Here is a 21,257-nt window from a genome sequence, read left to right on the forward strand (position 1 = left end):
ACGCATCCAACCGTTCTGGAGAGCTTCCAATGGACAAAACCTTCCGCGACGCCGCGCTCTACTACCACCGCCACCCCACTCCAGGCAAAATCTCGGTGGTTCCCACCAAGAGCCTGAGCAACCAGCGCGACCTGTCGCTGGCCTACTCTCCCGGCGTCGCGGCCGCCTGCGAGGAGATCGTGCGCGATCCGCTCACTGCGCGGGAATACACCTCCCGCGGCAACCTCGTGGCCGTCATCACCAACGGCACCGCGGTCCTGGGACTGGGCAACATCGGCCCGCTCGCCGCCAAACCCGTGATGGAAGGCAAAGCGTGTCTCTTCAAGAAATTCGCCGGCATCGACGTCTTCGACATCGAGCTCGACGAGAAAGACCCGGATCGCATCATCGACATCATCGCCGCCATGGAGCCGACGCTGGGTGGCATCAACCTCGAGGACATCAAGGCGCCCGAGTGTTTCTACATCGAGAAAAAGCTGCGCGAGCGCATGAAAATTCCGGTCTTCCACGATGACCAGCACGGCACCGCCATCATCTCCTCCGCCGCCTTGATCAACGGGCTGACGGTCGTCGGCAAGAAGATCGACGAAGTCAAGCTCGTGTGCTCGGGCGCCGGAGCTGCAGCCATTGCCTGTCTCGATCTGATGGTGCGCTTGGGCGTGAAGCGAGAGAACGTCTACGTGTGCGACTCGCGCGGAGTGATTCGCGTCGGGCGCGAGCCGGACATGGAACCGAACAAGGCGCGCTACGCCCAGGTCACCGACGCGCGCACGCTCGCCGAAGTGATCGACGGTGCCGACGTCTTCCTCGGCCTCTCTTCGGCCGGCGTGCTCAAGCCCGAGATGGTCGCCAAGATGGCGCGCGACCCGCTCATCTTCGCGCTCGCCAACCCCATCCCCGAGATCATGCCGGAAGTGGCCAAGGCCGTGCGCCCAGACGCGATCATCGCCACGGGGCGCTCGGACTATCCCAACCAGGTCAATAACGTCCTGTGTTTCCCCTTCATCTTCCGCGGGGCGCTCGACGTGGGCGCCACCACCATCACGGAAGAGATGAAGCTCGCCTGCGTGCACGCCATCGCCGATCTCGCGCGCGCCGAGCAGAGCGACATGCTCGCGGGGGCCTATGGGGAAGCCGCACTCACTTTCGGACCGGACTATCTCATCCCCAAACCCTTCGATCCGCGCCTCATCGTGCGTATCGCCCCGGCGGTGGCCAAGGCGGCGATGGAATCGGGCGTGGCCACGCGGCCGATCGAGGATTTCGACGCCTATCGCGCCACCCTGCAGAACTTCGTCTACCACTCCGGTGTGGTGATGAAAACGATGTTCTCGGTCGCCAAGGGTATCCCACCCGAGCAGAAACGCGTGCTCTACGCCGAGGGTGAGGACGAGCGGGTGCTGCACGCTGCGCGCGCCGTGCTCGACGAGAAACTCGCCCGTCCCATCCTCATCGGCCGCCCGGCTGTGATCGAGATGCGCATCAAACGCCTGGGGCTCAACCTCATGCCAGAGCGCGACTTCGACGTCGTCAATCCCGAATCCGACCCGCGCTACAAGGAGCTGTGGCAGCAATACCTCGAGCTGATGTGCCGCAAGGGAGTGACGCCCGAAATCGCCAAGGTGCGCATGATGAGCGACACCACCCTCATCGGTTGCATGCTCCTCAAGAACGGCTATGCCGATGCTCTGGTGTGCGGCACGTTTGGCACTTACCATTCCCACCTGCAGCACGTGCGTGACGTCATCGGTCTTGCTCCGGATGCGCGCCTTTTCGCGGCCATGAACATCCTCATGCTGCCCAAGCGCACCGTAGCCCTCACCGATACCTACGTCAATTACGACCCCTGCGCCGAAGACATCGTCGAGATCGCCCGCATGGCGGCCGTGGAGCTCACCCGCTTCGGCTATGAACCGGCCGTGGCGCTGTTGTCGCACTCCAACTTCGGCTCGGCCGACACGCCCTCCGCGCGCAAGATGCGCCAGGCCCGGGACCTGCTGCGCGCTCTGTGCCCGCAGCTCAACATGGACGGGGAGATGCACGGTGACTCGGCGCTCTCGCCGGAAATTCGCCAGCGGCTGATCCCCAAGAGCACTCTCGAGGGTGAGGCGAACCTCCTGGTGATGCCCAATCTCGATGCAGCCAACATCGCCTTCAACCTGATGAAAATTGCCAATGGCGACGGCGTCACCGTCGGTCCCATGTTGCTTGGTGCCGCGATGCCGGTGCAGATCCTCACCCCGTCTTCCACCGTGCGCCGCATCGTCAACATGACGGCCGTGTCGGTGGTCGATGCGCTCGAACTGCGCAACAAACTCAAGGCGGAATGATCCGAGGAGCAAGGCTATGCTGACGCACGCGATCCGTTTCTCCGCCCACGGCGGCCCCGAAGTCCTGCGCTGGGAGACGGTAGAGCTGCCCGATCCCGGTCCGGGCGAACTCCGCATCCGCCACCAGGCGATCGGGGTGAATTTCATCGACACCTACCATCGCACCGGCCTCTATCCCGTCGCCCTCCCGTCGGGGTTGGGTCAGGAAGGTGCCGGCGTGGTCGAGGCCGTCGGCCCCCGCGTGACCGAATTTCGCCCGGGCGATCGCGTCGCCTACTGCGGCGGGGCTCTCTCACCCGTAGGCGCCTACAGCGAAGTACGCAACTTCCCGGCCGAGCGCGCCGTGCGCCTGCCCGACGACATTTCCTTTGAGACCGCCGCCGCGGTGATGCTGAAAGGCCTGACGGCGCAGTGTTTGGTACGCCGCACCCACCGCGTGCAGCCGGGCGACACGGTGCTCATCCACGCCGCTGCCGGCGGTGTGGGACTGCTGCTCGTGCAATGGGCCAAACAGCTCGGCGCCACGGTGATCGCCACCGCAGGCAACGATGAAAAAGCCGAACTCGTGCGCGCGCACGGCGCCGATCACGTCATCGTCTATACGCGGGAGGATTTCACCGAGCGCACCCGTGCGCTCACCAACGGACGAGGCGTCGACGTGGTCTACGACTCGGTGGGCCGCGCCACCTTCCTCGGCTCGCTCGATTCGCTCCGCCCCCTGGGGCTGATGGTCTCCTTCGGCAACGCCTCGGGCAAGGTCGAGCCTTTCGACATCGGGCTTCTCGCGCAGAAGGGTTCGCTCTTCCTCACGCGCCCGACGCTCTTCACCTACATCGCCCGGCGCGAGGATCTGCTCGCCATGGCCGAAGAGCTCTTCGGGGCGCTGCGCGACGGCTGGCTCGACGTCCAAATCGGCCAGCGTTTTCCCCTCAGCCAGGCAGCCGAGGCCCACCGCGCGCTCGAATCGCGCCGCACCATCGGCGCCACCCTTCTGCTGCCCTGATGACGCCCTACGTCCATCTGCGCCTGCACTCGGAATACTCGCTCACCGACGGCATCTGCACCCTCACGGATGCCGTCGCCGCGGCCGCCGCCGACGGCATGCCCGCCCTGGGCATCTCGGATGCGATGAACCTCTTCGGCATGGTCAAGTTCTACAAGGCCGCGCGCGCCAAGGGCATCAAGCCGGTGATCGGCGTGGACGTCTGGATCAGCAACGAAGAGGACCGCGCCCACCCCTGGCGGATGCTGCTCATTGCCCGCCACCGCGAAGGCTATCGCCAACTGTGCGAGCTCCTCAGTCGCGCCTATCTCGAGAACCAGTACCGCGGCCGCGCCGAGATCCACCCGGCTTGGCTCGAACGGGAATCCTGCAGCGGCCTCATCGCCCTCTCCGGGGCGATGGAGGGCGAACCGGGGCGCTTGCTGCTCGCCCAGAAAGAAGAGGAAGCCGAAGCGGCGGCGCGGCGCTGGGCCGAGGTTTTCCCCGACGCGTTCTACCTCGAGCTGCAACGCGCCGGACAGCCGGACACGGAGGTCTACATCGACGCCGCCGTCGAGCTCGCCGCCCGTCTGGGGTTGCCAGTGGTGGCGACGCACCCCATCCAGTTCATGCGCCCCGAGGATTTCGAGGCGCACGAGGCGCGCGTGTGCATCGCCCAGGGCACGGTACTCGCCGACCCCCGGCGCCCCAAGCCCTTCACCGCCGAGCAGTACTTCCTCAGCCGCGCCGAGATGGCCGAGCGGTTTGCCGATCTACCCGAGGCGCTGGAGAACGCCGGCGAGATCGCGCGCCGCGCCTCGCTCTCCATCACGCTGGGCAAGAACTTCCTGCCGCCCTTCCCTACGCCGCCGGGCGTGACGCTGGACGACTACCTCGTCGCGCGCGCCAAGGAGGGGCTGGAAGTGCGCCTGCGCGAGCTCTACCCCATCGAGGCCGAGCGCGAACGCCAACGTCCGCGCTACGAGGAGCGCCTCGCCTTCGAAACCGAAACCATCGTGCAGATGGGCTTTTCCGGCTACTTCCTCATCGTGGCCGACTTCATCAACTGGGCCAAGGAAAACGGCGTGCCCGTCGGCCCGGGACGCGGCTCGGGTGCGGGCTCGCTCGTCGCCTACAGCCTGCGCATCACTGACCTCGACCCCTTGCGCTATGCGCTCCTCTTCGAGCGCTTCCTCAACCCCGAACGGGTATCCATGCCCGACTTCGACGTCGATTTCTGCCAGGATCGGCGCTACCGCGTGATCGAGTACGTACGCGAGCGCTATGGGCACGACGCGGTGAGCCAGATCGCCACCTTCGGCACCATGGCCTCCAAGGCGGTGGTGCGCGACGTGGGGCGCGTGCTCGATTTGCCCTATGGCCTGTGCGACCGCCTCTCCAAGCTGATCCCGCTCGAGGGCGTCAAACCCGTCTCGCTCGACAAGGCGCTCGAGCTCGAACCGCAGCTGCGCGAGCTGATGGAAGATGCCAACGACGGCGAGGCGATCCAGCAACTGTGGCAGCTCGCCCGCCCCCTCGAGGGGCTGACGCGCAACGTGGGCATGCACGCCGGCGGTGTGCTCATCGCCCCGGGCAAGCTCACCGACTATTGTCCCCTGTATCTGGCCGACGGCGAGGACGCCGTGCCCGTGTCGCAGTTCGACAAGGACGACGTCGAGGCGATTGGTCTCGTCAAGTTCGACTTCCTGGGGCTGCGCAACCTCACCATCATCGACCTCGCCCTCGACTACGTCGAGCGACTCACCGGCAATCGTCCCAAACTCGAGACCCTGGGCTACGAGGATCCGGCCACCTACCAGATCCTGAAAGACGCGAACACCACCGCCGTCTTCCAACTCGAATCGGAAGGGATGAAGAAGCTCCTCAAGAAACTTCAGCCCGACCGTTTCGAAGACATCATCGCCGTGCTCGCCCTCTATCGCCCAGGACCTCTCGGGTCGGGCATGGTCGACGACTTCATCCTGCGCAAAAAAGGTGAGCAGGCCATCGACTATTTCCACGAGGATCTCAAGCCCTGCCTCGAACCCACCTATGGCGTCATCGTCTATCAAGAACAGGTGATGCAGATCTCGCAAATCATCGGCGGCTATACGCTGGGCGGGGCCGACCTGCTGCGCCGGGCGATGGGCAAGAAAAAACCCGAGGAGATGGCCAAGCACCGCGAGATCTTCCGCGAAGGGGCGCGCAAGAAAGGCTACGACGAGGCGCTCGCCATGCGCCTCTTCGACCTGATGGAGAAATTCGCCGAATACGGTTTCAACAAGTCCCACACCGCCGCCTACGCCGTGGTCACCTACCAGACCGCCTGGCTGAAGGCCCATCACTGCGCTGCGTTCATGGCCGCGACGCTGTCTTCCGACATGGACGACACCGACAGCGTCAAGATCTTCGTCGAAGACGCGCGCGCCAACGGCCTCGAGATCCTGCCGCCGGACGTCAACGCTTCCGCCTATCGCTTCGAACCGGTCGACACTCGCACCCTCCGCTACGGCCTGGGGGCGATCAAGGGGGTGGGTCGCCCCGCGGCCGAGGCCATCGTCGCCGAGCGTGAACGCAACGGTCCATTCCGCGACCTGTTCGAACTGTGCGCCCGCGTCGACCGACGGGCGGTCAATCGCCGTGTGCTCGAGGCGCTGGTGCGCGCCGGGGCGCTGGATACCTTGCCGGGACATGCCGGTCGCGACCGGGCGCAGTTGCTCGCCACCGTCGGGCTTGCGATGGAAGCGGCCGAGCAGGCGCAGGCGAACGTCCTGCAAGGGGGGCTCTTCGACGATCTACCCCAGGCCGAGGCGATGCAGCCGGCCTTCGCCGCCGTCCGCCCCTGGACCGAGCGCGAACGGCTCAAGGAAGAGAAGACCGCCATCGGATTTTTCCTCTCGGGGCACCCCTTCCATGCCTGGGCCGAGGAAGTGCGCCGTCTGGTCTCGAGGCCGCTCGCTAGCCTCGAACCCGGCTGGGAGCCGGTGTGGATTGCCGGAGTGGTCACCAACCTGCGCACCAAGATGGGCAATCGCGGCAAAATGGCCTTCGTCGAGTTCGACGACGGCACAGCCCAGGTCGAGGTACTCGCCTACAGCGAAGTCTATGAGGCGTGGCGCCACGCCATCGTGCTCGACGAGCCGCTCTTCGCCGAAGTGAAAGTAAGCCCCGACGACTACTCGGGAGGCTTGCGAGTGGTGGCCGAACGATTCGCCACGCTCGCACAGCTGCGCGAAGAACGCGCCCGGGCGATCGCGCTCACCGTCGTGCTCGAACGCACCACGCCGGAATTCATCGACGAACTGGAATCCGCACTGCGGCCCCACCTCGGTGGTAGGCTGCCGCTCGCGCTCACCCTGCGCCTCGACGACACCGAGGGGACGCTGCGATGCTCCTCCCCGTGGACTCTGCATCCGCAAGAGACTTTGCTCGCCACCCTGCGGACGCTCCCCGGGGTGGAGCGCGTCGAGGTGCGCTACGAGTGATCCCCCGACACCGCGGCCAACCAGTCCTTGGCGCTACGGCGGTGTTTTGCGGTGTCCGGCTGTTCGCCTGTCTCCTTTTGCGCCCGCTCAACGACCCGCCGGCAGGCGCTCGAGCCCTTCGACGTGCATGCCCGGCACGATGCCGCGCTCGCGGAACCACCCGCCCGGCATCTCCAGCGCATAGCGCGCCGGCGCCACGGCACAGTGCGAATCCAGGGTACGAGGTGCCATTTCCTCCACGTTGAGGATGCGCCCCGCCTCGTCGAGGAAAGCCACCGACAAGGGGATGGGCGTATTTTTCATCCACATGCACTGGCGCCCCGCCACGGGAAAGACGAACACCATCCCCTCGTTCACCCCCAGGTGCTCGCGAAACATCAGACCGCGCTCGCGCGCAGGCTCGTCGGCCGCCACTTCGGCCACGATTCGATACATGCCGACCGTCAGCTCTGCACGCGGCTGCGCCAAGGCACCCAAGGGCATCAGCAGGAGCCCGGACACCATGGTCCACAAGCAGCTCTTCAACGACATCTTTCCTCCCCGGGCAAGATGGGGGCAAACCCTCTTGACCCTCGCCGGCTTTGCCCTCATAGTTCGATCAAACTTCTTTGTGGAGAAAACCCCATGAGCGATACCCTGCATATCGTCTGCCCGTCCTGTTTCGCCGTCAATCGCGTCCCCGCCGAGCGCGTGCATGAAGGGCCCAACTGCGGCAAATGTCACCAGCCGCTCTTTCCCGGGCACCCCGTCGAACTCAGTGAGGCGAGCTTCGACACGTATCTGACGAAGAACGATCTGCCCGTGCTGGTCGATTTCTGGGCTCCCTGGTGCGGCCCATGTCGCATGATGGCGCCCGCCTTTGCCCATGCCGCCAGCCAGCTCGCCCCGCGGGTTCTCTTCGCCAAGCTCAATACGGACGAAGCCCAACAAACGGCCGCCCGTTACGGCATCCGCAGCATCCCGACGATGATCCTCTTTCACCAGGGGCGGGAAGTGGCGCGGCATTCCGGCGCCGTCGGCACGGCCGAGATCGTGCGTTGGGTCCAGAGCCAACTCTGACGATCCCGGCCTTGGGATTCCGACTCAGGGCCGCTCGATGAGCTCGATCTTATAGCCATCCGGATCCTCGACGAAAGCGATCACGGTGGTGCCGTGCTTCATCGGCCCGGCCTCGCGGATCACTTTCCCGCCACGGGCGCGGATCTCGTCGCAGGCGGCCTTGGCGTCGGGCACGGCGATGGCGATGTGCCCAAACGCATTGCCCATTTCGTAATGATCGACCCCCCAGTTGTAGGTGAGCTCGATCACCGCCCCTTCGCTCTCGTCCTGATAGCCGACGAACGCCAGCGTGAATTTCCCCTCGGGATAATCTTCACGGCGTAGCAGCCGCATGCCAAGCACTTTGGTATAGAACTCGATCGAACGGTCGAGATTGCCGACGCGGATCATGGTATGCAAAATACGGGGCATGACGTCTCTCCTTCTTCTGGTTGGGGAACAATCAACTCCGAGGGCGTTCCCAGGGCAAACCTCGTTCCTCGAGCGTGGCGACGATGTCGCGCATCGCCGCCTCCACGATCGCCCTGGGACCCTTGAAACCGAGCTCGAGCCGACGCCGGCCGCCCGTCTCTTCGGGTACCGACGGCAGCGAAAAGAGCGTCCCTTCAGGATAGCGCACGGTGAGCGTCTGCATCAGATCGACCAGATCGCCCTCGTGCGCGTCCCACACATAGACCGAATCCTCGACGTAGTCCTCGCGATGAAAGAGGTGCGCGTATTGGGTGTCGAGCACCCATTCGACCATCGGCCAGGCCATCACGGGAAAACCTGGCACGAAATGGTGGTTGCCGACGGAAAAGCCCGGGATCTGGTTGTAGGGATTGGGGATGATGCGCGCGCCACGGGGAAAACGCCCCATTTCCAGACGCTGCGCTGTGGTGCGCTCGCCGAAACGCGCGCGGATCAGGGCCTCGGCCTCGGGATGCAGCTCGAGCGGCACCCCTAGGGCTTGCGCCACGCACTGCCGCGTATGGTCGTCTGGCGTGGCCCCGATGCCGCCGAAACTGAAGACGATGTCCTCGCTCGCGAAACTATGGCGAAACGCCTCGGTGAGCCGCCGCGGCTCGTCGCCCAGATAGTGCACCCAGGCAAGGCGCAAGCCGCGCGCATGCAATAGCTCGCGCAGCTTGGCAAAGTGCTTGTCCTCACGACGGCCCGAGAGGATTTCGTCACCGATGATGTAAGCCCCGAACGCGCTCATGGCTTCTCCTTGGGCAAACGATGGTATGCCGAATGGCTGGTGGCCACGTCCGCCTCCACGATCCAGGCACCCCGCTCGAGCCGCAGCCGCCGCAGCGCCTCCAACCCGGCATGCACGAAGAGCACGCCCGTGATCGCCGGGGCGAAGAGGTTGAGCAGCGGCACGTAGGCGAGCGCCGCACCGATCGCCCCGAGCCAGAAGAATGTTCCCCCTTCGCGGGCTTCCAGCGCCTGCAGCTCTTCGGCGTCGGCATGTTCCATCAGACAATCATAGGTGAAGGTGCGCTTGTTGAGCCAAGCCGTCAGGAGCCACGGTAGCACCAGCGCAGCGCCGGGAATCCACCAGAAAATCATGCTCACGAGAAAGCCGAGCAGGAAGAGGCCCGAGGCGCTGAGGGTGTTCCACAGACTACGGGCAAAATTCCCGCCATGGCGCAATTCGAGATCGGCGTATTCCTCGCGGCCCACCAAGGCGACGACGCGCGGCATCACCCAGATACCCACGATCACGAGCATGGTGACGTACATGAGCGGCAGCACGCCCAGCACCAGCAACACCTTGAGCGCGAAGAATCCGGCCATCGCCAGCATTCCCGCTTGCGCCCCGTCCGGCGAGGCGTTGAACCAGCCCGCCAGCCAGGTCGTGAGCGGAGCCCAGGCGAGCACGAGCGCCACGATCCAGACCAAGCCCGCCGCGAGCAGCGGCCAAAACATCTCCCACAGGATCTTGCCCCGCCCCAGGGTGGCGAGCGAGCGTAAGAGCGCGATGCGGATCAGATCCATCATCCCTCAGTGCAGCCGCGGCATCACGCCGCGCAAGCCGCGCATCACCTTGCCCATCCCGCCCTTGGAGAACTGCTTCATCACGCGCTGCGTCTGGTCGAACTGCTTGAGCAAGCGATTGACCTCCTGCACCGTCACGCCTGCGCCGGCGGCGATGCGCCGTTTGCGGCTCGCCTTGATGATGTCGGGGTTGGCGCGCTCCTGCGGCGTCATGGCATCGATGATGCCCTGGATGCGCGAGATCGCTTTTTCCTCCATCCCGCCCTGCAGCTGTCCGGCCGCCTGGGCGAATTGCGCCGGCAGCTTGTCGAGCAAGGCCCCGATGCCGCCCATCTTGCGCATCTGCACGATCTGCTCGCGAAAATCGTTGAGGTCGAACCCCTTGCCGGTACGCAGCTTCTGCGCGAGCTCCTTGGCCTTATGCTCGTCGACGCTGCGCCGCGCCTCTTCCACCAGGCCCACGATGTCGCCCATGCCGAGGATGCGGCTCGCCATGCGATCGGGGTAGAAAGGCTCGAGCCCCGAGAGCTTCTCCCCCACCCCGGCGAACTTGATCGGCTTGCCGGTGACGGCGCGCACCGACAGCGCCGCCCCGCCGCGTGCGTCCCCGTCGAGCTTCGTGAGCACCACGCCGGTGAGCGGCAGGGTCTCGTTGAAGGCCCGCGCGGTATTGACCGCGTCCTGCCCCAGCATGGCATCGACCACGAAGAGCGTCTCGGTCGGGTTCAAGGCCGCGTGTAACGCCTTGATCTCCTCCATCATCGCCTGATCGATCGCCAGACGCCCGGCGGTATCCACCAGCAGCACGTCGTGGAAATGCCGCTCGGCCCAGTCCTTGGCCGCCCGTGCGATCGCCTCGGGCTGCTGCTCGGGCGAGGAAGGGAAGAAGTCTACGCCGGCCTGTTCGGCCACCGTGCGCAGCTGCTCGATCGCCGCCGGACGGTAGACGTCGGTGGAGACCACCAGCACTTTCTTCTTTTTCTCTTCCTTGAGCCACTTGGCGAGCTTACCCACGGTAGTCGTCTTGCCCGCCCCCTGCAGACCCGCCATGAGGATGACGACGGGCGGACGCGCCTCGAGCTTGAGCCCTTCGCTTTGCCCTCCCATCAGCGCCACGAGCTCGTCGTGCACCACCCCGATGAGCGCCTGGCCTGGTGTGAGCGAACCGATCACCTCCTGGCCGACAGCCTTTTCCTTGACGCGGGCGATGAAGTCCTTGACCACCGGCAGGGCCACGTCGGCTTCCAGCAGCGCCATGCGTACTTCGCGCAGCGCCTCTTGGATGTTGTCTTCCGTGAGCCGCGCCTGACCGCGCAGCGTCTTGACGACTTTGGATAGTCTTTGCGTCAGGTTGTCGAGCATGGGCGCAAAACCTCGGCATTCTTCGAGTAAACTAGGATCATGGATTCGATTCTACCCCATCTGCTGGCCTTCCTCTTGTATGGCCTCGGGGCGATCGCCGTCGGGCGGCGCTGCCGCCGCCAACCGGAAGAAGGCGGCCGCTGTCCGCGTCCGATCGATCGGGCCCTGCTCACCGCAGCCATCCTCGCGCACGGCTGGGGCGCCGCGGCCCTGCTGCTGTCGGACCAGGGATTGCGGCTCGGGTTCGCACCGGCGCTCTCGCTCACCGTGTGGCTTGCCGCCCTCTTTTTCTGGATCGAATCTTTCTACGCCCCCATCGGCTGGCTCTACACGCTACTCACCCCCATTGCCGCCCTGGTGTGCCTGCTCGTACCCTGGCTGCCCCTGCCGGCCATGCCCGTGGCCACCGACAACCCCTGGATGCGCCTGCACCTGGTCGTGGCGTTGCTCTCCTATGCGCTCTTCACGCTCGCGGCGCTGCATGCCGTGCTGATGTCGGTCCTCGAGCGCGCCCTGCACCGCCGCGAACCCGCAGCCTGGCTCGGGCGGATGCCGCCGCTACTCGTGATGGAGTCGCTCCTCTTTCGCGTCATCGGCGTAGCCTTCGTGCTGCTCACGATCACGGTACTCACCGGCGTCGTTTTTTCCGAAGCGCTCTTCGGTCAGCCCTTGCGCGCCGACCACAAAACCGTATTCACCTTGCTTGCCTGGGCCATCTTCGGCATCCTGCTGCTGGGGCGGCACGCCTGGGGTTGGCGCGGGCGCGTGGCCCTGCGCTGGACCTGGGCCGGTTTCGTCACCTTGGCGCTCGCCTACCTCGGCACCCATTTCGTTCTCGAGTACCTCCTGCACCGTCGATGACCCCGCCGATGGACGCTTCCCTTCCCGCTGATCTCCTGTGGCAATGGCTCGGATTGGCCATTCTGCTCTTCACCTCCGGCCTTGCCTCCATGAGCGAGACGGTCATGATGGCGGCCAACCGCTATCGTCTCAAGGCCCGCGCAGACAACGGCGAGCGTGGTGCGCAGCTCGCCGCAGCGCTCACCGCCCATCCCGAACGGATGTTGAGCGTGATTTTGCTCGTCAACAATGCCGTCAACGTCGGCGCGGCCACACTTGCCTCGGTCATCACCATCGAGCTCTTCGGTCAGAACGAGACGATGCTCGCCGTGGGCAGCTTCGTCGTCACCTTCCTCATCCTCGTCTTCTCCGAGATCACCCCGAAAGTGATCGGTGCCCGCTACGCCGATCTTCTCGCCCCCTACATCGCCTATCCGCTCACCGCAACCCTGCGCGTGTTCGGACCGGTGGTGGATTTCGTCAACCTCTTCGTCAAGGCGCTACTGTGGCTGCTGCACCTGCCGCGCCGGGCAACGCCCCAGGCGCCGAGTCTCGAGGAGCTGCGCAGCCTCGTGCTCGAATCGCGCGTGCTGCGATCGGAGAAACATCGCGACGTCCTGCTCAACCTCTTCGACCTCGAACGCATCACGGTGGCCGACGTGATGATTCCGCGGCAAGCGATCGAATTTCTCGATCTCACCGACGACGAAGAGACGCTGCGCGCGCAACTGGCCACCGCCTACCATACCCGTCTGCCGGTGATCGAAGGCAATCCCGACGAGGTGCTCGGCATTTTGCACGTGCGCCAGCTCCTTGCCGAGACGCTCACCTCGGGCTTCTCCCGTGAGGCCATCCGGCGCAGTCTCTCGCCGCCCTACTTCGTGCCGGAAGACACCAACGCCATGACGCAGCTGCAGTTCTTCCAGGAACATCACCAGCGGCTGGCGCTGGTGGTCGACGAATACGGCGAGCTGCAGGGGCTGGTGACGCTCGACGACATCATCGAGGAGATGGTCGGCAAATTCACCACCAGTCGCCCCGGCAGCGATACCGTGCTGCAATGGCAGGAAGACGGCACGGTGATCATCGATGGCGCCACGCCCGTGCGTGAGATAAACCGGGCGCTGGGGCTCGATCTACCCACTGACGGTCCCCGCACCCTCAATGGCCTCATCCTCGAATACCTGCAGGAGATACCCGAAGCAGAAGTATCGCTGCGTATTGGCGAGGTCCGCATGGACGTTTTACAATGTCATGACCGGCGTATTCGTTCGGTGCGCCTGTATGCGCCAACGGCAGGGGAAGGCGATACGTCCGAAAATAGCGTCGGCGAAGACTCAAACGAGGAAAGGCGATGATCGAGATGACGGGTTTGGTGCGAGCGTTGATCCAGAAAGGCTGGATCGACGAAAAGACCGCCGAACAAGCCCATGCCAAGGAAGAAGCCGGGCCCAATGGTCTGCTGCTCGCGCTCATCAAGTCAGGGGTGCTCGATGAGCGCAAGGTCGCTCAGTTCGCGGCAGAGACGTTTGGCTTGCCGGTGCTCGACATCAGCGCCGTCAATCCCGATGTTCTGCCGAAGAAACTGATCGATCCGCAGATCGCCAACCGCTACCAAGTCGTCGCCCTGTCACAGCGCAAGGGCAAGACGGTGATCGCCGTGGCCGATCCCACCCTGGTGCGCGTCTACGATGAGATCCGCTTTCAGACGGGCCAGACGATCGAACTCGTCGTCGTTCCTGCCCAATCACTTGCCCGTTTTTGCGACAAACTCTACGAATCGCTCAACAACGCCCTCTCCACCCTGGTTCAGGACAACGAACTCCTGGAAGGGGTTTCCCTGAGCGAGGGAACGCCCGTGGCAGACGAAGGCGATGTCGATGTCGAAGACGCCCCCGTCGTGCGTTTCATCCAGAAGATCCTCATCGACGCGATCAACGAAGGCGCCTCCGACATCCATTTCGAGCCCTACGAAAAGTTCTACCGCATCCGCGTCCGCCAAGACGGCATGTTGCGCGAGATCGCCCGTCCGCCACTGGCGCTCAAGGAGAAGATCGCCGCCCGCCTCAAGATCATCTCCAAGCTCGACATCTCGGAAAAGCGAGTACCCCAGGACGGCCGAACGAAGCTCATTCTCAACAAGAACAAGGCAATCGACTTCCGCGTCTCTACCCTGCCCACCTTGTGGGGCGAAAAGATCGTGCTACGCATCCTCGATGCGAGCCAGGCGATGCTCGGCATTGATGCACTCGGTTACGAGCCGGAACAAAAAGCGGCGCTCCTGGAAGCGATCGAGCGCCCCTACGGCATGATCCTCGTCACCGGCCCCACCGGCTCGGGCAAGACCGTCTCGCTCTATACCTGCCTCAACCTGCTCAACAAACCCGAGGTCAACATTTCCACCGCCGAGGATCCGGTGGAGATCAACCTGCCCGGGATCAACCAGGTCAACATCAACGATAAAGTGGGGCTGACCTTCGCCGCAGCGCTGCGCGCTTTCTTACGTCAAGACCCGGACATCATCATGGTGGGTGAGATCCGGGATCTGGAAACCGCCGACATCGGCGTCAAGGCGGCCCAGACCGGTCACCTGCTCCTCTCCACCCTGCACACCAACGACGCGCCCAGTACCATCGAGCGGCTACGCAACATCGGCATCGCCCCTTTCAACATCGCCTCCTCGGTGATCCTCATCACGGCGCAACGGCTGGTACGGCGCCTATGTACCTGCAAAAAACCGATCGACATTCCCGCCGATGCTCTCATCTCGGCCGGATTCGCTGAAGAAGATCTCGATGGAAGCTGGCAGCCCTATGGTCCGGCCGGCTGCGAGAAGTGCCGCGGTTCCGGTTACAAAGGCCGTACCGGCATCTACGAAGTGATGCCGATCAGTGAAGCCATCCAACGCCTCATCATGGCCAATGCTTCGGCCATGGAGATCGAAGCCCAGGCACGGCGCGAAGGGGTGCGTAGTTTGCGTCAATCAGGTCTCTTGAAAGTCAAACACGGCATTACTTCGCTCACCGAAGTGCTTGCCGCCACCAACGATTGATCCTGTTGCGAGAGGTGCTCCATGGCAACCGCGACTTCCAAACCCAAAGAACTGCTGTTCAGCTGGGAAGGCAAAGACGCCCAAAACAAACCCGCCCGAGGGGAGATCCGTGCCCCGAGCGAATCCTCGGCGCGCACGGCCCTGCGCCGGCAAGGGGTGATCGTCACCAAAATCACCAAGATCAAGGAACGTCGCGGTCGCGTCAGCGAAAAAGATCTCGTTCTCTTCACCCGGCAACTCTCGACCATGATGAAAGCGGGGGTCCCCCTGCTGCAATCCTTCGACATCGCCATCAAGGGCTCGACCAATCCGGCCTTGACGCGACTCCTGAACCTCATCCGCGAAGACATCGCCGCGGGTTCCAGTCTGGCGGCGGCGTTTGCCAAATACCCCATGTACTTCGATCGGCTCTTCGTCTCGCTGGTGGCCGCCGGCGAGCAGGCCGGTATCCTCGACGATCTGCTCGAACGTCTGGCCACTTACCAGGAAAAAATCCTGGCCATCAAGAGCAAGATCAAATCGGCACTCTTTTATCCCACCGCCGTCGTCGTGGTGGCGATGCTCGTCATCACGGTGATGATGATTTTCGTCATCCCCCAGTTCAAGGACATCTTCACGAGTTTTGGCGCCGACCTCCCTGCTCCGACTCAGATCGTGATCGACATGTCGGAATTTTTCGTCGCCAACTGGTATTACATGCTGGTGGCGGTGATCTTGCTCGTGGTCGGTTTCGGGATGCTGCACCGACGATCCCCGGCTTTCCGTGCGCTCATCGATCGCATGATCCTCCGTATCCCGGTGGTAGGGGACATCATCCGCAAGGCTACCATCGCACGCTGGACTCGCACTTTAGCCACCATGTTCGCCGCGGGCGTGCCGCTCAACGAGGCGCTCGTCTCGGTGGGCGATGCCGCGGGCAACATCGTCTATCGTGAAGCGACCGAGAAGATCACCCAGGCGGTCACTTCGGGCATTTCCCTTACCGTGGCGATGAGCGATACGGGGGTCTTCCCCGCCATGGTCACCCAGATGATCTCGATCGGCGAAGAATCGGGTCAGCTCGACGCCATGCTCAGCAAGGTGGCAGAATATTACGAACGAGAAGTGGACGACGCCGTCGCTTCGCTCTCCCAGCTGCTCGAGCCGGTGATCATGGTCTTTCTCGGCGTCGTCATCGGTGGCATCGTCGTGGCCATGTATCTGCCCATCTTCAAGATGGCGCAGACCATATGAGCATCGTGGCTGCCTTGCCCTGGAGCATACAGCTGCTCGCGGCACTCCTCCTCGGTGCGATGGTGGGAAGTTTCCTCAACGTCGTGATCCATCGCCTGCCGCGCATGCTGGAACGCGACTGGCAGATACAAGCCCGCGAATTCCTAGGCCTGCCCCTCGAGCCCCAGCCGCGCTACGACCTCGCGCGGCCGGCTTCGCATTGTCCCCACTGCGGGCACGCCATCTCCGCCTGGGAGAATATCCCCCTCGTGAGCTGGATCGCGTTGCGCGGTCGGTGTCGCCATTGCCGCGCCCCCATCGGCTGGCGCTACCCGCTCGTGGAGCTCCTTGGGGCGCTCGCGGCGCTCGCCGTGCTGTGGCGCTTCGGCATGAGTTGGCCAGCGCTCGCTGCCGCCGCCTTTCTCTGGTGCATGATCGCACTGGCTTTCATCGATCTCGACACGCGCCTGCTGCCCGATGTGCTCACGCTGCCCCTGCTTTGGGCAGGGTTGCTGGTCAATGTGCAAGGCGCATTTTCTCCCTTGCCCGATGCCGTCCTGGGCGCCGCTGCCGGTTATCTGATCTTGTGGAGCATCTATTGGCTCTTCAAACTCCTCACCGGCAAGGAAGGCATGGGCTATGGCGACTTCAAGCTGCTCGCCGCGATCGGCGCCTGGCTCGGCTGGATGGCACTCCCTCTGGTGCTGCTGCTTGCTTCCCTCGTCGGCGCCCTGTGCGGTATCGTCCTCAAAGCCCTCGGGCGCTTGCCGCAGGGAGAACCCTTGCCCTTCGGCCCTTTTCTCGCTGCCGGCGGTGCCGTGGCGCTCCTGTGGGGACGCGAGATCTTGCAATGGTGGATCGGCGCCCCCATTTTGCGGTAGACTCCTTCGTTTGTTCGCATCGGTTCCACGTCGTTCCAACCAAGGAGACTCGGCGATGCCCATCTATGAATACCGCTGCGCCGATTGCGGCGCCCAACACGAACATCTGCAGAAACTCGGCGATGCGCCGATCGCACACTGCCCCGACTGCGGTGGCACCCACTACGAGAAACTCGTCTCCGCCGCCGGTTTCCAGCTGAAGGGCAGCGGCTGGTACGCCACCGACTTCAAAGGGGGCGGTTCATCGGCCAAATCTTCCAGCAGCGAGAGCGGTGACAAGCCCGCGACTTCCGGCGGGGGCTGCTGCGGCGGCGCCTGCGGCTGCCACTGAGCCTTACGGGCGAAAGGAACGAGGGCGACGATGCGCCGCTACTTCGTGACGGGTCTGCTCGTCTGGCTGCCCATCGTCGTCACCTTCGCGGTACTCGCCTGGATCGTCGGCACGCTCGATGCCCTCATCGACTGGTTGCCCGAGCGCTGGCGACCCGAGGCGCTGCTGGGCTATCGCATCCCTGGGCTCGGCGTGCTGGTGGCCGTAGGTCTCGTCTTGAGTACGGGTATCGTCGCCGCCAACGTACTCGGGCAGCGTCTCATCGAGCTGTGGGAGGCGCTCATTCAACGCATCCCCATCGTCAAGAGCCTCTATTCGAGCGTCAAACAAGTTTCGGAAACGCTCTTCTCTGAAGGCGGCCAAGCCTTTCGCACGGCCGTGCTCGTCGAATATCCCCGCCGCGGCGCCTGGACCGTGGCCTTCGTCACCGGAGAGCCTCCGGCACCGCTGATCGGCGGCACCGGCGTCGCCGAACCCATGATCGCCGTCTATGTACCGACCACCCCCAACCCCACTTCCGGTTTCCTTCTCTTGGTGCCCGAGAGCGAGGTCGTCCCGCTCGAGCTCGGCATCGACGAAGCGCTCAAGTACGTGATCTCTCTGGGCACCATCACGCCGACGGCGATGTCTTCCTCGGCTCCTTCCCCCGACGCGGGAAACTGATTTCCTCTTTCAAACAAAAACGGATCGTCCATGCGCACTCATTATTGCGGACAAATCAATGCCGAACACCTCGACCAGACCGTCACCCTCTGCGGCTGGGTCCATCGCCGACGCGATCACGGCGGTGTCATCTTCCTCGACCTGCGCGACCGCGAAGGCCTGGTGCAGATCGTCTGCGATCCCGATTCTCCCGAAACATTCCGCACCGCCGAATCCCTGCGCAACGAATACGTCGTTCGTGTCACCGGTACGGTGCGCCGCCGTCCCGCCGGCACCGAGAACCCGAATCTGCCCACCGGCGAGATCGAGGTGCTGTGCCGTGATTTGGAAGTGCTCAACGCCGCCGCGCCCCTGCCTTTTCAGCTCGACGAGACCAACCTCTCGGAGACGGTGCGCCTGACGCACCGCGTCATCGACCTGCGTCGCCCCGTGATGCAGGCAAACCTCATGCTGCGCTACCGCACTGCGCGTGCCTTCCGCCGTTTCCTCGACGCGCAGGGTTTCGTCGACATCGAAACGCCCATGCTCACGCGCAGTACCCCCGAGGGTGCGCGTGACTACCTCGTGCCTTCGCGCGTGCATCCGGGCCACTTCTACGCCCTGCCGCAGTCGCCCCAGCTCTTCAAACAGATGCTGATGGTCTCGGGGTTCGACCGCTACTACCAGATCACCAAGTGCTTCCGCGACGAAGACCTGCGTGCCGACCGTCAGCCCGAATTCACCCAGGTCGATATCGAGACTTCCTTCATGACGGAAGCGCAGATCACGGCGCTCGCCGAAGCCATGATCCGCGAGGTCTTCGCCGAGGCGCTCGGTGTGCACCTGCCCGATCCCTTCCCGCGGCTGAGCTATGCCGAGGCAATGGCGCGTTTCGGTTCGGACAAGCCCGACCTGCGCGTGACGCTGGAGCTCACCGACGTCACCGACGCGGTGCGCGACGTCGCCTTCAAGGTCTTCTCCGGCCCGGCCAATTCCGGCGGGCTGGTGATGGCGCTGCGCATCCCCGGCGGGGCGCAGCTCACCCGTGGCGAAATCGACGAATACACCAAATTCGTCGGCATCTACGGCGCCAAGGGGCTCGCCTACATCAAGGTGAACGACGCGAGCCGCCCCGACGAAACCGGCCTGCAATCCCCCATCGTCAAGAACCTGCACGAGCAGGCGCTGCGCGCCATCCTCGAGCGCACCGGCGCGCAAAGCGGCGATCTCATCTTCTTTGGCGCCGACAAACCCAAGGTGGTCTACGATGCGTTGGGGGCGCTGCGCACCAAGATCGGGCACGAAAAAGGCTTTCTCACGGGAGCCGACTGGGCGCCGGTATGGATCACCGATTTCCCCATGTTCGAATACGACGAGGAAGAAAAACGCTGGGTGGCGCTGCATCACCCCTTCACCTCGCCCAAGGACGAAGACCTCGAGCGGCTGGAATCCGACCCGGGCAGCGTGCGCGCCAAGGCTTATGACCTCGCCCTCAACGGCTGGGAGATCGGCGGTGGCTCGGTGCGCATCCACCGCGAGGAAGTGCAGCGGCGCGTCTTCGCCGTACTCGGCATCGGCGAAGAGGAGGCGCGCGCCAAGTTCGGTTTCCTGCTCGACGCGCTCAAGTACGGCGCCCCGCCCCATGGCGGTCTCGCCTTCGGGCTCGATCGTATCGTGGCGATGATGGCGCGCGCCGAGTCGATCCGCGACGTGATCGCCTTCCCCAAAACGCAGCGCGCCCAGTGCCTGCTCACCCATGCCCCCAGCCCGGTCGATGAGAAACAGCTGCGCGAGCTGCACATCCGCCTGCGCATCGAACCGGAAAAACCGGCCAAGAACGCCTGATGCCAAGGACGACGCCATGACCCGGGAAACCTCCGACGCCCCGCTCACCGCCGCGCAAAAAGCCGACGTACTCGCCGAGGCGCTGCCCTACATCCGCCAGTTCTTCGACAAGACGCTCGTCATCAAATACGGCGGCAACGCCATGACCGACGAACGCCTCAAAGATAGTTTCGCGCGCGACGTGGTTCTGCTCAAGCTCGTCGGCATGAACCCCGTGGTGGTGCATGGCGGCGGGCCGCAGATCGAGCGTCTGCTCGAACGCATCGGCAAGAAAGGAGAATTCGTCCAGGGGATGCGCGTCACCGACGCCGAGACCATGGACGTGGTCGAGATGGTGCTGGGCGGCCAGGTAAACAAGGAAATCGTCAACCTCATCAATCGGCACGGCGGCAAAGCGGTCGGACTCACCGGCAAGGACGCCGGAGGATTCATCCGTGCGCGCCGCATGCGCCTGCGCCAGCGCGACGACGGCGAGGCGCTCATCGACATCGGTCAGGTGGGCGAAGTGAGCCGAATCGACCCTTCGATCATCCAGTTTCTCGATCGCGGCGACTTCATCCCGGTGATCGCCCCGATCGGCGTGGGTGAGGACGGCCAGACCTACAACATCAACGCCGACCTGGTGGCCGGCAAACTCGCCGAAGTGCTACGCGCCGAAAAGCTCATTCTCATGACCAACACCCCCGGCGTGCTCGACAAGAACGGCAAACTCCTTACGGGGCTCACGCCACGCGAAATCGACGCACTGGTGGCCGATGGCACGCTCTCGGGCGGGATGCTGCCCAAGATCGCCTCGGCGCTGGAAGCGGCCAGGAACGGCGTGCGCTCGGTGCACATCATCGACGGGCGCGTCGAACATGCGCTGCTCGTCGAGATCCTCACCGACCATGGGGTCGGCACCATGATCCGGGCCGAGTAGAGGGAAGATGGCGGCGCGTCAGCCGCCGAGCTTCTCCGCCACGAAGTCGACGAGCGAGCCGAGCGTGGCGAAGGTGGTGCCATCGATCTCGTCGTCGCCTATGATGAAGTCGAAACGCTCTTCGAGGAGATGGATCACGGCCAACACCCCCATCGAGTCGAGCTCGGGCACGGCTCCCAAAAGCGCGCTCTCGCGCCCCAGGGTCTGCAGGCGCTCGGGTGGCAATTCGAGTGCCTCGCTCAAGATTTCGAGCACTCTGCGTTCGACGTCCAAACCCATCTCCTTCGTGCTGCCTCGCCCGGAAGTGGCGAAACGATGATTATAACGGGAGGTC

General features: G+C 64.2%; 19 protein-coding genes. 13 read left to right on the plus strand and 6 right to left on the minus strand.

The features are described from left to right. Positions 1-29 precede the first annotated feature (29 nt). Genes H607_RS0103155 through dnaE form a run of 3 tightly spaced genes read left to right on the plus strand, consistent with a single transcriptional unit; the run spans position 30 to position 6,797 of the window. Complete coding sequence (locus H607_RS0103155; RefSeq protein WP_028874228.1) at positions 30-2,330, plus strand: NADP-dependent malic enzyme; 2,301 nt, start codon at positions 30-32, stop codon at positions 2,328-2,330. A gap of 19 nt (positions 2,331-2,349) precedes the next feature. Beyond that, positions 2,350-3,333 (plus strand): NADPH:quinone reductase, encoded by a 984-nt coding sequence (locus tag H607_RS0103160; protein ID WP_028874229.1) that lies wholly within the window; start codon positions 2,350-2,352, stop codon positions 3,331-3,333. Then, the gene (gene dnaE / locus H607_RS0103165; protein ID WP_028874230.1) at positions 3,333-6,797 is read left to right on the plus strand and encodes a DNA polymerase III subunit alpha; all 3,465 of its coding nucleotides are present in this window, start codon (positions 3,333-3,335) and stop codon (positions 6,795-6,797) included. The genes H607_RS0103160 and dnaE overlap by 1 nt, the downstream gene beginning before the upstream one ends. A gap of 87 nt (positions 6,798-6,884) precedes the next feature. Here the strand turns inward: dnaE and H607_RS0103170 are convergent, their stop codons facing one another. Continuing rightward, positions 6,885-7,328 carry a DUF192 domain-containing protein gene (locus H607_RS0103170; RefSeq protein ID WP_028874231.1) on the minus strand — a complete coding sequence of 148 codons (444 nt, stop codon included), beginning with the start codon at positions 7,326-7,328 and terminating at the stop codon, positions 6,885-6,887. Positions 7,329-7,421: 93 nt separating this feature from the next. Between H607_RS0103170 and trxC the strand changes: the two genes are divergently transcribed. Continuing rightward, on the plus strand, positions 7,422-7,856 hold the full coding sequence (trxC, locus tag H607_RS0103175) for a thioredoxin TrxC (RefSeq protein WP_028874232.1): 435 nt from the start codon (positions 7,422-7,424) through the stop codon (positions 7,854-7,856). Between the two features lie 24 nt (positions 7,857-7,880). On the opposite strand, the gene gloA is transcribed toward trxC, so the two are convergent. From gloA to ffh, 4 genes are read right to left on the minus strand one after another with little or no spacing between them, the layout of a single operon-like run. Next, the gene (gloA, locus tag H607_RS0103180) at positions 7,881-8,267 is read right to left on the minus strand and encodes a lactoylglutathione lyase (RefSeq protein WP_037989400.1); all 387 of its coding nucleotides are present in this window, start codon (positions 8,265-8,267) and stop codon (positions 7,881-7,883) included. A 31-nt stretch (positions 8,268-8,298) separates the two neighbouring features. After that, positions 8,299-9,057: a competence/damage-inducible protein A gene (locus H607_RS0103185; RefSeq protein WP_028874234.1), complete on the minus strand. Its 759-nt coding sequence runs from the start codon at positions 9,055-9,057 to the stop codon at positions 8,299-8,301. After that, complete coding sequence (locus H607_RS11515) at positions 9,054-9,842, minus strand: EI24 domain-containing protein (RefSeq protein WP_083961911.1); 789 nt, start codon at positions 9,840-9,842, stop codon at positions 9,054-9,056. Before H607_RS11515 ends, H607_RS0103185 begins: the two co-directional genes overlap by 4 nt. 3 nt (positions 9,843-9,845) lie before the next feature. Further along, the gene (ffh, locus tag H607_RS0103195; protein ID WP_028874235.1) at positions 9,846-11,201 is read right to left on the minus strand and encodes a signal recognition particle protein; all 1,356 of its coding nucleotides are present in this window, start codon (positions 11,199-11,201) and stop codon (positions 9,846-9,848) included. Positions 11,202-11,240: 39 nt separating this feature from the next. On the opposite strand from ffh, the gene H607_RS0103200 reads away from it, so the two are divergent. Genes H607_RS0103200 through argB form a run of 9 tightly spaced genes read left to right on the plus strand, consistent with a single transcriptional unit; the run spans position 11,241 to position 20,923 of the window. Next, complete coding sequence (locus H607_RS0103200) at positions 11,241-12,062, plus strand: cytochrome C assembly family protein (RefSeq protein ID WP_028874236.1); 822 nt, start codon at positions 11,241-11,243, stop codon at positions 12,060-12,062. An 8-nt stretch (positions 12,063-12,070) separates the two neighbouring features. Beyond that, positions 12,071-13,399 (plus strand): HlyC/CorC family transporter, encoded by a 1,329-nt coding sequence (locus tag H607_RS11520; protein ID WP_051240608.1) that lies wholly within the window; start codon positions 12,071-12,073, stop codon positions 13,397-13,399. Then, positions 13,396-15,093 (plus strand): type IV-A pilus assembly ATPase PilB, encoded by a 1,698-nt coding sequence (gene pilB, locus H607_RS0103210; RefSeq protein ID WP_037989402.1) that lies wholly within the window; start codon positions 13,396-13,398, stop codon positions 15,091-15,093. Before H607_RS11520 ends, pilB begins: the two co-directional genes overlap by 4 nt. Before the next feature lie 21 nt (positions 15,094-15,114). Beyond that, positions 15,115-16,326 (plus strand): type II secretion system F family protein, encoded by a 1,212-nt coding sequence (locus H607_RS0103215; RefSeq protein ID WP_028874238.1) that lies wholly within the window; start codon positions 15,115-15,117, stop codon positions 16,324-16,326. Next, on the plus strand, positions 16,323-17,186 hold the full coding sequence (locus tag H607_RS0103220) for a prepilin peptidase (RefSeq protein ID WP_028874239.1): 864 nt from the start codon (positions 16,323-16,325) through the stop codon (positions 17,184-17,186). Before H607_RS0103215 ends, H607_RS0103220 begins: the two co-directional genes overlap by 4 nt. A gap of 55 nt (positions 17,187-17,241) precedes the next feature. After that, entirely contained in the window at positions 17,242-17,517 is a 276-nt protein-coding gene (locus H607_RS0103225; protein ID WP_028874240.1) for an FmdB family zinc ribbon protein, read from the plus strand. 30 nt (positions 17,518-17,547) lie between these two features. Then, complete coding sequence (locus tag H607_RS0103230; protein ID WP_028874241.1) at positions 17,548-18,180, plus strand: DUF502 domain-containing protein; 633 nt, start codon at positions 17,548-17,550, stop codon at positions 18,178-18,180. A gap of 30 nt (positions 18,181-18,210) precedes the next feature. Continuing rightward, entirely contained in the window at positions 18,211-20,004 is a 1,794-nt protein-coding gene (aspS, locus tag H607_RS0103235) for an aspartate--tRNA ligase (RefSeq protein WP_028874242.1), read from the plus strand. Between the two features lie 16 nt (positions 20,005-20,020). Continuing rightward, positions 20,021-20,923 (plus strand): acetylglutamate kinase, encoded by a 903-nt coding sequence (gene argB, locus H607_RS0103240; RefSeq protein WP_028874243.1) that lies wholly within the window; start codon positions 20,021-20,023, stop codon positions 20,921-20,923. Between the two features lie 18 nt (positions 20,924-20,941). On the opposite strand, the gene H607_RS0103245 is transcribed toward argB, so the two are convergent. Continuing rightward, positions 20,942-21,196: an acyl carrier protein gene (locus tag H607_RS0103245; protein WP_028874244.1), complete on the minus strand. Its 255-nt coding sequence runs from the start codon at positions 21,194-21,196 to the stop codon at positions 20,942-20,944. Between the last annotated feature and the right edge of the window lie 61 nt (positions 21,197-21,257).

This window comes from Tepidiphilus margaritifer DSM 15129 (assembly GCF_000425565.1).
Classification (GTDB): domain Bacteria; phylum Pseudomonadota; class Gammaproteobacteria; order Burkholderiales; family Rhodocyclaceae; genus Tepidiphilus; species Tepidiphilus margaritifer.

Bases quoted from the DNA above. Each gene is read 5' to 3' on its own strand.
- H607_RS0103155 (WP_028874228.1), top strand. From the start codon at position 30: ATGGACAAAACCTTCCGCGACGCCGCGCTCTACTACCACCGCCACCCC.
- dnaE (WP_028874230.1), top strand. From the start codon at position 3,333: ATGACGCCCTACGTCCATCTGCGCCTGCACTCGGAATACTCGCTCACC.
- H607_RS0103170 (WP_028874231.1), bottom strand. From the start codon at position 7,328: ATGTCGTTGAAGAGCTGCTTGTGGACCATGGTGTCCGGGCTCCTGCTG.
- trxC (WP_028874232.1), top strand. From the start codon at position 7,422: ATGAGCGATACCCTGCATATCGTCTGCCCGTCCTGTTTCGCCGTCAAT.
- gloA (WP_037989400.1), bottom strand. From the start codon at position 8,267: ATGCCCCGTATTTTGCATACCATGATCCGCGTCGGCAATCTCGACCGT.
- H607_RS0103185 (WP_028874234.1), bottom strand. From the start codon at position 9,057: ATGAGCGCGTTCGGGGCTTACATCATCGGTGACGAAATCCTCTCGGGC.
- H607_RS11515 (WP_083961911.1), bottom strand. From the start codon at position 9,842: ATGATGGATCTGATCCGCATCGCGCTCTTACGCTCGCTCGCCACCCTG.
- ffh (WP_028874235.1), bottom strand. From the start codon at position 11,201: ATGCTCGACAACCTGACGCAAAGACTATCCAAAGTCGTCAAGACGCTG.
- H607_RS0103200 (WP_028874236.1), top strand. From the start codon at position 11,241: ATGGATTCGATTCTACCCCATCTGCTGGCCTTCCTCTTGTATGGCCTC.
- H607_RS11520 (WP_051240608.1), top strand. From the start codon at position 12,071: ATGGACGCTTCCCTTCCCGCTGATCTCCTGTGGCAATGGCTCGGATTG.
- pilB (WP_037989402.1), top strand. From the start codon at position 13,396: ATGATCGAGATGACGGGTTTGGTGCGAGCGTTGATCCAGAAAGGCTGG.
- H607_RS0103215 (WP_028874238.1), top strand. From the start codon at position 15,115: ATGGCAACCGCGACTTCCAAACCCAAAGAACTGCTGTTCAGCTGGGAA.
- H607_RS0103220 (WP_028874239.1), top strand. From the start codon at position 16,323: ATGAGCATCGTGGCTGCCTTGCCCTGGAGCATACAGCTGCTCGCGGCA.
- H607_RS0103225 (WP_028874240.1), top strand. From the start codon at position 17,242: ATGCCCATCTATGAATACCGCTGCGCCGATTGCGGCGCCCAACACGAA.
- H607_RS0103230 (WP_028874241.1), top strand. From the start codon at position 17,548: ATGCGCCGCTACTTCGTGACGGGTCTGCTCGTCTGGCTGCCCATCGTC.
- aspS (WP_028874242.1), top strand. From the start codon at position 18,211: ATGCGCACTCATTATTGCGGACAAATCAATGCCGAACACCTCGACCAG.
- argB (WP_028874243.1), top strand. From the start codon at position 20,021: ATGACCCGGGAAACCTCCGACGCCCCGCTCACCGCCGCGCAAAAAGCC.